General features: G+C 72.1%; 10 protein-coding genes. 6 read left to right on the top strand and 4 right to left on the bottom strand.

Going from position 1 to position 12085, the window contains the following annotated elements; genetic code table 11:
• Positions 1 to 18: 18 nt before the first annotated feature.
• The 3 genes from ABZV42_RS33425 to ABZV42_RS33415 all read left to right on the top strand — a co-directional run bounded on the left by ABZV42_RS33425 (position 19) and on the right by ABZV42_RS33415 (position 2131).
• The gene (locus ABZV42_RS33425) at positions 19 to 552 is read left to right on the top strand and encodes an SAV_6107 family HEPN domain-containing protein (RefSeq protein WP_356055179.1); all 534 of its coding nucleotides are present in this window, start codon (positions 19 to 21) and stop codon (positions 550 to 552) included.
• 136 nt (positions 553 to 688) lie between these two features.
• On the top strand, positions 689 to 1459 hold the full coding sequence (locus ABZV42_RS33420; protein WP_355989293.1) for a methyltransferase: 771 nt from the start codon (positions 689 to 691) through the stop codon (positions 1457 to 1459).
• Positions 1460 to 1732: 273 nt separating this feature from the next.
• The gene (locus ABZV42_RS33415; protein WP_355989290.1) at positions 1733 to 2131 is read left to right on the top strand and encodes a DUF3040 domain-containing protein; all 399 of its coding nucleotides are present in this window, start codon (positions 1733 to 1735) and stop codon (positions 2129 to 2131) included.
• 190 nt (positions 2132 to 2321) lie between these two features.
• Here the strand turns inward: ABZV42_RS33415 and ABZV42_RS33410 are convergent, their stop codons facing one another.
• The 4 genes from ABZV42_RS33410 to ABZV42_RS33395 all read right to left on the bottom strand — a co-directional run bounded on the left by ABZV42_RS33410 (position 2322) and on the right by ABZV42_RS33395 (position 7924).
• A complete protein-coding gene (locus ABZV42_RS33410) occupies positions 2322 to 4721 on the bottom strand; it encodes a DUF3488 and transglutaminase-like domain-containing protein (RefSeq protein WP_356055177.1) in 2400 nt (799 codons plus the stop codon).
• Entirely contained in the window at positions 4718 to 6079 is a 1362-nt protein-coding gene (locus ABZV42_RS33405; RefSeq protein ID WP_355988275.1) for a DUF58 domain-containing protein, read from the bottom strand. Before ABZV42_RS33405 ends, ABZV42_RS33410 begins: the two co-directional genes overlap by 4 nt.
• Positions 6079 to 7113, bottom strand: coding sequence for a MoxR family ATPase (locus ABZV42_RS33400; RefSeq protein ID WP_355988278.1), 1035 nt, complete (start codon positions 7111 to 7113; stop codon positions 6079 to 6081). The genes ABZV42_RS33405 and ABZV42_RS33400 overlap by 1 nt, the downstream gene beginning before the upstream one ends.
• Before the next feature lie 262 nt (positions 7114 to 7375).
• Positions 7376 to 7924 carry a carbonic anhydrase gene (locus tag ABZV42_RS33395; protein WP_355988280.1) on the bottom strand — a complete coding sequence of 183 codons (549 nt, stop codon included), beginning with the start codon at positions 7922 to 7924 and terminating at the stop codon, positions 7376 to 7378.
• 426 nt (positions 7925 to 8350) lie between these two features.
• Between ABZV42_RS33395 and rsmH the strand changes: the two genes are divergently transcribed.
• The 3 genes from rsmH to ABZV42_RS33380 all read left to right on the top strand — a co-directional run bounded on the left by rsmH (position 8351) and on the right by ABZV42_RS33380 (position 12059).
• A complete protein-coding gene (gene rsmH, locus ABZV42_RS33390; RefSeq protein ID WP_356055169.1) occupies positions 8351 to 9358 on the top strand; it encodes a 16S rRNA (cytosine(1402)-N(4))-methyltransferase RsmH in 1008 nt (335 codons plus the stop codon).
• A 215-nt stretch (positions 9359 to 9573) separates the two neighbouring features.
• Positions 9574 to 10101, top strand: a complete 528-nt coding sequence (locus ABZV42_RS33385) for a hypothetical protein (protein WP_355988286.1) — start codon at positions 9574 to 9576, stop codon at positions 10099 to 10101.
• A 5-nt stretch (positions 10102 to 10106) separates the two neighbouring features.
• Entirely contained in the window at positions 10107 to 12059 is a 1953-nt protein-coding gene (locus tag ABZV42_RS33380) for a penicillin-binding protein 2 (protein ID WP_355988288.1), read from the top strand.
• Positions 12060 to 12085: the final 26 nt, after the last annotated feature.

Here is a 12085-nt window from a genome sequence, read left to right as displayed (position 1 = left end):
GACGACAGGAGGTTCGTCATGGCCAGCTCGTCCGCAGCCGCCGCCCGTCGGCGCCGCGCCACCGGCCCTGCCCCCTCACCGACCGGACCGGCGGGTGACGTCCACCCCGTGCTCCGCCGGGCCACGGCCCCGCCCGCCGCCCTCGACCTGCTCTCCCAGGCCCGCGCCGGACTCGACGAGGCGGCGGCCCTGGAAACGTCCAACGAGCGTTACGCGACAGCCCACTTGGCGGCGCTGCGCACCGCCGCCGCCGTCCTCGCCGCGCGTGCCCGCCCGGAGCCTGCCTCCCGGCGCCGGGCCCGAATCCGCAGTGCCTGGGAGGTGCTTCCGGAGATCGCCCCCGAACTGACCGAGTGGAGCGCGCTGTTCGCCTCCGGGGCCACCCGCCGTGCCCGCGCGGAGGCCGGCATCCAGGGCGCGGCCACCACCCGCGACGCCGACGACCTCATACGCGACGTCGCCCTGTTCCTGCGCCTCGTCGAGCGGATGCTGGTGCTCCAGCCCGTGCTGCCCCAGCCCCGCCGGGACCGCGAGCAGGACCGGGACCGGTGATCCGGCGCGCGTGAGACGGGGGACCGGTCACGGCGGCGGAGGCAATAGGGTGGAGGCGCCTGCTGCCTCCCCGCCGGGGGGCTCGAAGATCGCCCCGCCGTTCGACAGGCGGTGCCGCGCCGAGGAGTCAACTGCCGTGTCGGACCCGATGCGCCCACGCGCTTCTCTCCGTACCGCCGTCGTCTGGGAGGTCCTCCAGGACGCTTTGGACCGTCAGGTCAAGGCCGCCGGGCGGGAGTCGCTCGACGTACTCGACACGGGCGGCGGCAGCGGCAACTTCGCGGTGCCCGTGGCCCGCCTCGGTCACCGCGTCACCGTCGTCGACCCCAGCCCGAACGCGCTGTTCGCACTGGAGCGGAGGGCCGCCGAGGCCGGCGTCGCCGACCGCGTGCAGGGTGTCCAGGGAGACGCGCACGGCCTCTTCGACGTGGTCGAACGCGGCCGCTACGACGCCGTGCTGTGCCACGGCGTCCTGGAGTACGTCGACGACCCGGCCGAGGGCGTCCGCAACGTCGTGGACGCGCTGCGACCCGAGGGTGTCCTCAGCCTCCTCGCCGCGGGTCTGGGCGGAGCCGTGGTGGCCCGCGCGCTGGCCGGACACTTCAAGGAGGCCAGGCACGCGCTCGACGACCCGGACGGACGCTGGGGCGAGAGTGATCCCGTTCCGCACCGGTTCACCGCCGAACAGCTCACCTCCCTGGTCGCGGGCGCCGGCCTGCACGTGGCCGCCGTGCACGGTGTCCGGGTCTTCGCGGACCTGGTGCCGGGGGTCCTGGTGGACACCGAGCCGGGAGCCCTGGAGGCACTTCTGAAGCTGGAGGCGGCGGCCGCCGAGCTCACCGCCTTCCACTCGGTGGCCACACAGCTCCATGTGCTCGGTGAGGCCCGAGGGGCGACAGAGGACTGAGCGGCTCCCGTGGCGCGCCGCTGATCAGGGGCTTGGCGGCAGATGGAGTACGCCACAGACCACCCGATCGAGTGCGCGGCGCCGTATGATCGGGGGAGACCGTCCGGCATGACGGACCGTTCGCTGGGGAATGCACGCCTCAGCGCATCGGGGCGCCATGAAGGGTTCCGGTCGGTGAATTGGCGTAGAGGGCGGGTTTCACGGGGCCGATTCCCTGCCTATCCTGAAGGGGACCCCCGGTCGCCCCGGCGACTGCACGATGAGGAGGACTCCGTGCCGCTCTCGGAGCACGAGCAGCGAATGCTCGAGCAGATGGAGCGAGCGCTGTACGCCGAAGATCCCAAGTTCGCGACAGCGCTTGAGGGAAGCGGGCTGCGTACGTACACCCGGCGACGGGTCTACCAAGCGGTCGCGGGCTTCCTGGTGGGTATCGCGCTCCTCATGGCTGGAATGGTCGCGGTTCAGATCTGGCTGAGCGTGGTGGGCTTCCTCGTCATGCTGGGCTGTGCGGTGCTCGCCGTCACCGGCTGGCGCAAAGCCCCCAAGCCGGGTGAGCAGCCGGCCGCGGCGGGTTCGCCCGCCGCTGGCGGGCAGAGCCGACAGCGCCGTTCCGTGATGGACCGGATCGAACAGCGCTGGCAGCGTCGTCGCGACGAGCAGGGCGGCAACTGAGCCGTCGGCGTCGCCGCCGCAGACATACGCGTGAGGGGGTGTCCACCCGGAACCGGGTGGACACCCCCTCACGCGTATGTACGGTCAGAACCGCCGAGGCCCTCCCTCTCGCGGCACCGCCCCTCGGCCGGCCGGCCCCTGTCGGAGCGTGCCTGGACCGGCCCCGGCTCTGCCGGGGCCGGTCCAGGTGTCAGCCGTTCTGGCCCGACGGGCGGCGGAGCAGGGCCTGGAGACGGGCGGACAGCCGGGCTCTCAGCGTTCTCCGGGCGGCCGAGGCCATCCAGATCACCCGGACGGCCGAACGCGGGGCGAGAAGAGCGCGCAGACGGGCGAGCCCGCTCGCTGAGGTCCTGAAGGAGTTCCGTACCTGGCGCGCGTCGTTCGCGAGGCCCGCCACCGGCTGCGGGTGCGGAGCGTAGAGCACCTGCTCCACGGCCGCGGCCAGCCGGTGCACCGCGGCCTCGGCCTCCGCGTCGAGCTCCCCGAGCCCGACGATCCGCTCGGCCGCCTTCCTCGGCGTCTGCGACTCCTCCGGCGCGATCCCGAAGTCCCACGCCGTGTCGGTCACCTCCGACCAGGCCCCCAGCGTGTACGCCGCGACCTCCGCCTCGGTGCGGCCATGGCCGCCGAGCCGGACCGCGCGTACCCGTGTCCGCCACAGCATGGGCAGCAGCGGCACTCCCAGCACCAGTAGCCCGGCCAGAGTCAGCTCGAGGATCCTGGTCCAGGGCCAGTCGTCGTCCTGGGGACCGATCGCCACCGACGAGGACTGGTCCGGGCAGGCCGCCAGCTTTCGCAGCTGGGGCGAGCAGCTCGCGCTCGCCGACGGCTCGGCCGAGGGCGCCGCGGACGTCGAGAACGCCGGCTTCGGGGCGGCGGACTCGGCGTCGCCCGGTGTGTTCGTCTGGGTGTACGAGGGCACCGAGCCCCGGCTCGGGGTCGGCTCGAAGCGGGTCCAGCCCACGCCCTCGAAGTACAGCTCGGGCCAGGCGTGCGCGTCCCGCAGCCCCACCGACATCGAACCGTCCGCCTGCGGGGTCCCCGACGTGAAGCCCACCGCCACGCGGGCCGGAATCCCGAGCGTCCGCGCCATCGAGGCCATCGCGAAGGAGAAGTGGACGCAGAAGCCCTCCTTCTCCTTCAGGAAGTTCGCGATCGCGGCGGAGCCGCTGCCGGCCTGCACCTGGGTGTTGTAACGGAAGTCGCCGCTGACGGCGAAGTAGTCCTGGAGCTTGACCGCCTGCTCGTAGTGGTTGGCCGAGCCCGCGGTGACCTTGCGGGCTGTCCTCGCCACCACCGCCGGCAACGAGTTCGGGACCCTGGTGTACTCGCGCTTCATCGCGGGCGACGGATCCGGGGCGCTCGCCAGCTGCTGCGCCGTCGGTTCCACCATCAGGCTCGTGACCTCGTACTGCGCACCGCGGGTGTTCTGTCCGTGGTCGCCCACGAGGGTGCGCCCCACGGGTTCGTAGCGCCAGCTGCCCTTGATGTCGACCTTGCTGGCCGGATACGGCATCGGCAGCCAGTCCTGCGCGTACCAGTCGGCCGCCGCGATCCGGGTCCGGATCGTCGCCCGCTTGACCTCGCCGGACAGTCCGACCGGCGTCGGGAACGTCTTCGGCACGTCCACGATGTGGCGCTGGGCCGGCTTCCAGGCCGTGCCGTCGAAGTCGTCCAGCGAGACGATCCGCAGATACAGGTTCTGGGTGTCCGCGGTGTCCGTGCGGTATGTCATGACCGTGCGGTCCTCGTCCACGTTCAGACTGTCGCGGAGGGAGACCAGCGGGTTCACCGCGGAGATCGTGCCGCCGCCCCCGGTGCCGTTGCCGATACCCCGTCCCGCGCCGCCCAGCAGACCGCCGTCGAGCGAGGGCAGGGCGAGCGGCACGAACAGGGCGACCCCCAGTGCGACCGCCCCGATCCGCCGCCCCGTGCGGACGGGCGCCACGACACCGCTCGCGGGCGCCGGGCCGGGTGCGCGGGCCGATCCGCCGGAGCCGCCGAAGACACGGCCCCACTGCGAGAGCCGGTCCCGGCTCTCGGCCAGCAGCAGCATCAGATAGCCGGCTGCCGCCAGCAGGAACCACAGCCCGGCCGCGCCGCCGCCGGAGAGGCCCGCGGCGACCGAGTACAGGGCGAGCAGCGGAAGGCCCGCGGGCGCGGCGCTGCGGTAGGTCACGGCGAGGGTGTCGACCGCGAGCCCGATCACCAGGACACCGCCGACCACCATCAGCCGGATCCCGTCCGACAGCGGAGCCGGGATCGAGTATCTGCCGACGTCGTCGGCGCCCGCCTGGAGCAGGTCCGAGATGTGCTGGAACGCCTCGGGCCCGGGGACGATCCCGGCGAGGGCCTGATGCCGGGCGAAGACCAGTGTCAGCAGCATCAGCGTCACCAGTGCCTGGCACGCCACGGTCAGCGGCCGGGCCAGCGGGACCCGCCGGGTCAGCGCGCCGACACCGGTCTGCACCGCCAGCAGGAACGCTGCCTGTAAGATCCACGTCGCCGGGCTCACCAGCGGCAGCAGCGAGCAGGACGTCATCAGTGTGGCCGCCGCCGCGTACAGCGCCAGCCTTGCCCGCCCGCTCATACGCCACCGTCCCCCGCGTTCGTCCCCGTCGACGCCAGGTGCGTGCGCTGACGGTCCGCCTCGCGCCACAGGTCGGCGAGCGACGCCCCCCGCGGCACCGCCATGGCGGTCCACCCCGCCTCGCGCAGCATGCGCAGCGGGTCCGTGCCTTTGTCCAACGGGCCGGGCACATCGGTCGGTTCCCGTACCCACGACTCACTGTCCAGAAGGAACGCGACGGCTCCGCCGCTGCGCTGGCGCATCTTGCCGAGCACGGTCGCCTGCTCCTCGTCGAGATCGCCGAGGAAGGCGATCAGCAGCCCCTCGTTGCCGCCGCGCAGCACCTCGTACGCCCGGGAAAGGCCCGTGCCGTCCGAGTGGTCGACGACGGCGAGCGTGTCCATCATCATCCCGGCGGCGTCCGCCGACCCCTGGCTCGCGCCCGCGAACCCGTCGGCGCCCTCGCCGGGCACCGAGCTGCCGGTGTCCGTCAGAAGGCGCACCGAGAAGCCCCGTTCGAGCATGTGCAGCAGCGTGGACGCCGTCCCCGACACGGCCCATTCGAAGGCCGAGTCGGGTCCCGCGCCCTGGAACGCGATGCCCCGGGTGTCCAGCAGCACGGTGCAGCGCGAGCGCTGGGGCTGTTCCTCGCGGCGGACCATCAGCTCGCCGTAGCGGGCAGTCAGCCGCCAGTGCACGCGGCGCAGGTCGTCGCCGTAGCGGTACCCGCGCGGAATGATGTCGTCCTCGCCGGCCAGCGCGAGAGAGCGCTGCCGCCCGTCGCCGTACCCCTTCGCCTCACCGGCCAGCCGCGCCGCCGGCAGTGCCTCCACGCGCGGGATGACGGTCAGGGTGTCGTACGCCGAGAAGGAGCGGGTCAGCTCGCACATGCCGAACGGGTCGGTCAGCCGCAGCTGGAGCGGGCCAAGCGGATAGCGGCCGCGCAGGTCCGAGCGCACGCGGTAGGACACCTCGCGGCGGCCGCCCGCCTCCACCCGGTCCAGCACGAAGCGGGGGCGCGGACCGAGGACGTACGGCACCTTGTCCTGGAGCATCAGCAGGCCGGTGGGCAGCCGCGAGATGTTGTCCATGCGCAGATGCACGCGGGCCTCGGAGCCCGCGGGCACACGCCCGGGGGAGAGCCTGCGGCTGCCCGCGACCCGGTAGCGGGTGCGGTACAGCACGGTCGCGCAGACCAGCGGCAGCGCCGCGAGGAGCAGGCCGACCCGGAGCAGATCGTTCTGCCCCAGGACGAACGCGCAGATCGCGGCGGCCACTCCGGCCGCCAGGAACGAGCGGCCGCGTGTGGTGAGACCGGCGAGCGCGGTGCGCAGCCCGCCCTTGTCCTCGGCGGTTTGGCCCGTGCTCGCCTGTGTCATCACAGCCTCCGGGGCGGCTGCTGACCGTACGTGGGCGCGCCCCGGCCCATCGAGAGGCCGGACTGCTGGGGAGCGGCGGGCACCGGGGTGCGCTGGAGGATCTCCTGGACGACCTGCTCGGCCGTGCGGCGGTTCAACTGCGCCTGGGCCGTGGGCAGCAGGCGATGGGCCAGGACCGCGACGGCGAGCGCCTGGAGGTCGTCCGGCAGCGCGAACTCCCGGCCGCTGAGGGCCGCGGAGGCCTTGGCCGCGCGCAGCAGGTGCAGTGTGGCCCGCGGTGAGGCGCCGAGTCTGAGGTCGGGGTGGGTGCGCGTGGCCGCCACCAGGTCCACCGCGTAACGGCGCACCGGATCGGCGACATGGACCGTGCGGACCGCGTCGATCAGTTTCACGATGTCGTGCGCGTGGGCGACCGGCTGGAGGTCGTCCAGCGGGCTCACTCCGCCGTGGATGTCCAGCATCTGGAGTTCGGCTTCCGCGCTCGGGTAGCCGATGGAGACACGGGCCATGAAGCGGTCGCGCTGGGCCTCCGGCAGAGGGTAGGTGCCCTCCATCTCGACCGGGTTCTGGGTGGCAACCACCATGAAGGGGCTGGGCAGTTCGTAGGTCTGCCCGTCGATGGTCACCTGCCGCTCCTCCATCGACTCCAGGAGCGCGGACTGCGTCTTGGGCGAGGCGCGGTTGATCTCGTCGCCGATCACGATCTGCGCGAAGATCGCTCCCGGCTTGAACTCGAAGTCCCGGCGCTGCTGGTCCCAGATGGACACACCCGTGATGTCCGAGGGCAGCAGGTCGGGCGTGAACTGGATACGCCGCACCGAGCAGTCGATGGAACGCGCCAGCGCCTTGGCGAGCATGGTCTTGCCGACGCCGGGCACATCCTCGATCAGGAGATGGCCCTCGGCGAGCAGCACGGTCAGCGAAAGCCGTACGACCTCTGGCTTGCCTTCGATCACTCCTTCCACCGAACTGCGGACACGCTCCGCGGTGGTGGTCAGATCTGTAAGGCTCGCTCGATCGTCATAGGTCGTCACCCGGCCCTCCTCGGCCCGTTCGGGCCGACGCCCTGTGCGGACCGGCCCACCCCGAAACACGGGCACCACGCGCGAAAGGTTCCGCGTGACGCCACACCCGCATTCTTGTTGCCGTTACCGGTTCGTGTCATCCGCCTGTGGACAAGTGGCCGCGATATGTCAGTTCTTACGGCTCTTTGGGCACCGGACGGCCGGGGTTTTTTGTGAGGAGAGGGTCCCACGAGCTGCGGAGAACCGGCGACCGGGGGTTCGGCGGGCCCGGTCAGGAGGGGTCGATCTCCCGCAGCAGGCCGGTCGTGACGTCGAAGACGAAGCCGCGTACGTCGTCGGTGTGCACCAGGAACGGGGAGGTGCGCACGCGCTGCATCGACTGCCGTACGTCCTGGTCGACGTCGCGGAAGGCCTCGACCGCCCACGCGGGGCGCTGGCCGACCTCCATCTCCAGGTCGTGCCGGAACTCCTCGGTGAGGGACTCCAGACCGCAGCCGGTGTGGTGGATGAGGGCCACGCTGCGGGTGCCGAGGGCCCGCTGGCTGATGGTGAGGGAGCGGATCACGTCGTCGGTGACCACGCCGCCCGCGTTGCGGATGGTGTGGCAGTCGCCCAGTTCCAGGCCGAGCGCGGCGTGCAGGTCGATACGGGCGTCCATGCACGCGACCACGGCGACCCGCAGCACGGGGCGGGCGTCCATGCCCGGGTCGGTGAAGGCGGCGGCGTATTTGCCGTTCGAGTCGACGAGGCGGTCGGTGACCGAGGCCGCTGCGTCTATGGCGCCTTCGGGCTCGGTGGGAACGGATGCGGAAGTCGTCATACCTGCGACGTTACTGGTCACGCTCGGACCGGGCCTGCTGTGAGAGGGGACAAAGAATGTCATCGCGGCTTGTTGTGAGGTAATCCACACGGGCGGTGACGACGTGCCCGTTCGGGTGATTCTTTCGGATCCGTGGCTTCGGTCCGAGCCCCGTCCGCGACGCGCATGCCGGTTGATTGACCGCGAGACACCGTGGACTAAAGTGACGCGAAGCGGGAGGCGAGGCTCTCCCCGCTGGACTGTTTTCCCCAGGAGACCCGGCGACTTTCCGGAGTTTCCCCGCGTGCGCGGCGCGTACGTACGGCTCGGCCTCCTCCCGCTCCCGGTCGGCCGACGCCATTCATCCGGCGTCGACGGGCCTCCCCTTCCCGAGCGGGTGGGGACCCGGCAGTGCGTATGGCCGCGCCGGACCTGAGAGGGCCCGGAATGAAAGGGCGCGAAGCGCTTCCCGACGAGGGCGACAGCGGGCGACCGGAGGGACAGAGCCGTCACGTCCCGGTGATGCTCCAGCGGTGCCTGGACATGCTGGCCCCGGCCCTCGCCGATCCGGGAGCCGTGGTCGTCGACTGCACGCTCGGGCTCGGCGGTCACAGCGAGGCACTGCTCACCAGGTTCCCCGGAGTGCGGCTCGTCGCCCTGGACCGCGACAAGGAGGCGCTGCGCCTCTCCGGAGAGCGGCTCGCCCCCTACGGCGACCGCGCCGACCTGGTGCACGCCGTGTACGACGAACTCCCCGACGTGCTCGACCGTCTGGGCATCCCGCGTGTCCAGGGCGTCCTGTTCGACCTCGGTGTCTCCTCCATGCAGCTCGACGAGGCGGACCGCGGCTTCGCGTACGCGCAGGACGCCCCGCTCGACATGCGCATGGACCAGACGACCGGCATGAGCGCCGCCGAGGTGCTCAACACCTACCCGCCGGGCGAACTGGTGCGGATCCTGCGGGCGTACGGCGAGGAGAAGCAGGCCAAGCGGATCGTCTCCGCGGTCGTGCGCGAGCGCGTCAAGGAGCCCTTCACCAACAGCGCGCGGCTCGTCGAGCTGATCCGTGACGCGCTGCCCCAAGCGGCCAAGCGCACCGGCGGCAACCCCGCCAAGCGCACCTTCCAGGCGCTGCGCATCGAGGTCAACGGCGAACTGAGTGTCCTGGAGAGGGCGATCCCCGCGGCCGTCAAGACGCTCGCCGTCGGCGGACGGGTCGCCGTGCTGTCGTACCACTCGCTCGAGGACCGGCTGGTCAAGCAGGTGTTCGCGGCCGGCGCCGCCAACACCGCGCCGCCCGGGCTGCCGGTCGTCCCCGAGCGCTACCAGCCCCGGCTCAAGCTCCTCACCCGCGGTGCCGAACTTCCCACCGAGGAAGAGGTCGCCGAGAACCGGCGGGCGGCTCCCGCGCGGCTGCGGGGTGCTGAGCGCATCCGCGAGGAATCCGCCGAGTGAGGCGCGGGGAGAAGGAGGGGCCGTGAGCCGGGATGCCGAACTCGCGGAAGGCCGAGGGCCCGCCTTGCGGACCCGCCCGACGGCGGGGGCCGGAATTCCGGACCCACGGCTTCCTCGTGAGTGCGGGAACCGAACCCGCGACGGCTTCGTGAGTACGGGCACCGAACCCATGGAGCGGCCGTGAAGCCGGAACACCAGAGGCACAGGGAGGGCGCGTGAGCGGCAGACCCGAACTCAGGGGACGGGCCGCCCGGCTCGCGCGGCTCCTCCCGACCGGGGCCGGGCAGGCCGCCCGCACCCCCTTCGTCCTCCTGGTGGTCCTCCTCCTCGGCGGCGGCCTCATCGGGCTCCTGGTGCTGAACTCGGCGCTCAGCGAAGGCGCGTTCCGCCTCGACGACCTCCAGAAGGACACCAAGAGCCTCACCGACGAGGAACAGGCACTCCAGCGGGACGTGGACGCCTACTCCGCCCCCGACGCCCTCCAGCGCCGAGCCCGCGAACTCGGCATGGTCCCCGGCGGCGACCCGGCCTTCCTCGGCCCCGACGGCACGGTCAAGGGCGTTCCCGGCGCCGTCGGCTCCGCCGCGCGGTCCCCGATGATCCCCCCGCCCGAGGTCCTCGCCCCGGCCCCGCGCACCCCGGGCCCGGCAGCGTCCCCCGCCGCGCGGCGACCCTCCGCGGGAGTGTCCGCGACCAGGGTCCCCGTCCCGTCCACACAGCCCTCCACGACCCCCGGCAGGTGACGGAAGTGTCCGACAGGGAACCGCCGCGCCGCCGAGTCCCCGGCCCCGCCGGGCCGGCCCGCCCAGGTGGCCGGAGCAGGTCCGGCCCGGGCGGCCGGCCGGTGCGCCGCCCGGCCGCCGCCCGCTCCGAAGGCCCGCGCGTCATCCGGCTCGGCAGCCCCCGCCCCCGTCTGCGCATGGTCAGTCTCGCGCTGACGCTGGTGATGATCGCGTTCGTCGTACGGCTGCTCCAGGTGCAGGCCGTGGACGCGAGCACCTACGCCGCGAAGGCCGAGCAGAACCGCTACGTCGGGCGCACCCTGGCCGCCGAGCGCGGCGGGATCACCGACCGCGACGGCGTCGAACTCGCGACGAGCGTGGACGCGTACGACATCACCGCGGACCCGACGATGTTCACCCGCGAGGCCACGAAGGTGGACGACGCCCCCGAACAGGCCGCTGCCCTCCTCGGACCGATCATCGGCCAGGACGTGGACACCGTCGCCAGGAAGCTGCGGACGAAGAACACCCGCTACACCCTCCTCGCGCACCGCCGCACCCCCCAGGTCTGGCAGCAGATCAAGGACCTGAAGAGCACGCTGGGGGCCAAGGCGGGGACCGACAGCGGCACGGTCAACGTCCTCGCCGGCGTCCTCGCGGTACCGGCCAGCAAGCGGGTGTACCCGAACGGCGATCTCGCCGCCGGGATACTGGGCTGGGTCAACGCCGACGGCAAGGGCGGCGGCGGCATCGAGCAGCAGCTGAACAAGGAGCTCACGGGCAAGGACGGCAAGATCCGCTACGCCCAGTCCGGAGGCCGCCAGGTGCCGACCGTGGGCTCCACCGAGACACCGGCCGTGTCCGGCGCCGACGTCGAGCTCACCATCGACCGGGACATCCAGTGGGCCGCGCAGGACGCCATCAGCCGGCAGGTGAAGACGTCCAAGGCGGACCGCGGCTACGTGATAGTGCAGGACACCAGGACCGGCCAGGTCCTGGCCATGGCCAACGCGCCCGGCTTCGACCCGAACGACCTCACCCAGGCGAACGCGGCGGCCATGGGCAACGCCGCCCTCCAGGACGCCTACGAGCCCGGCTCCACCGCCAAGCTGATGTCGATGGCCGCCGTCCTCCAGGAGAACGCGGCGACCCCCGGGACCCATGTCGTCGTGCCCAACCGGCTGCACCGCGGCGACCGGCTCTTCCAGGACGACGTCGACCACGCCACCTGGGACCTCACGCTCAACGGTGTGCTCGCCAGGTCCAGCAACATCGGCACCATCCTGGCGACCGGCCAGCTCGGGAAGACCCAGAAACAGGCCAACCAGGTCCTGTACTCGTATCTGCGCAAGTTCGGCATCGGCAGTCACACCGGGCTCGGCTTCCCCGGCGAGACGGCGGGCATCCTCGCGCCCGCCGACAAGTGGTCGACCTCGCAGCAGTACACGATCCCTTTCGGCCAGGGCATGTCGATCAACGCGATGCAGGCGGCCTCCGTCTACTCGACGATCGCCAACGGCGGCGTCCGTGTCGAGCCGACCCTGGTGCGCGGTACGAAGGGACCCGACGGCCGCTTCACACCGGCCGCCGCGCCCGCGAAGAACCGGGTCGTGAGCGAGAAGACCGCGAAGGCCCTCGCCCGGATGCTGGAGTCCGTGGTGGACGACGAACAGGGCACCGGCATCAGGGCGCGCATCCCCGGGTACCGGGTCGCGGGCAAGACCGGTACGGCCAATCGCGTGGATCCGGCCACCGGCAAGTACCACGGCTACACCTCGTCGTTCGCCGGATTCGCCCCCGCGGACAAGCCCCGGATCACCGTCTACTGCGCGATCCAGAACGCCACGAAGGGCAACTACTACGGCGGCCAGATCTGCGGACCCGTCTTCAAGCAGGTGATGGAGTTCGCCCTGAAGACCCTTCAGGTCCCGCCCACCGGTGCCAAGGCGGCCCGGCTGCCCGTCGACTTCACGCCGTGACCGCCCCCGACCGCACGCTGTGATCA

The sequence above is a fragment of the Streptomyces sp. NPDC005281 genome, assembly GCF_040607495.1.
In the GTDB taxonomy this organism is placed as follows: Bacteria; Actinomycetota; Actinomycetes; order Streptomycetales; family Streptomycetaceae; genus Streptomyces.
The sequence above is the reverse complement of the archived record's forward strand: the minus strand, read 5'-3'. Positions and strand labels throughout refer to the sequence as shown.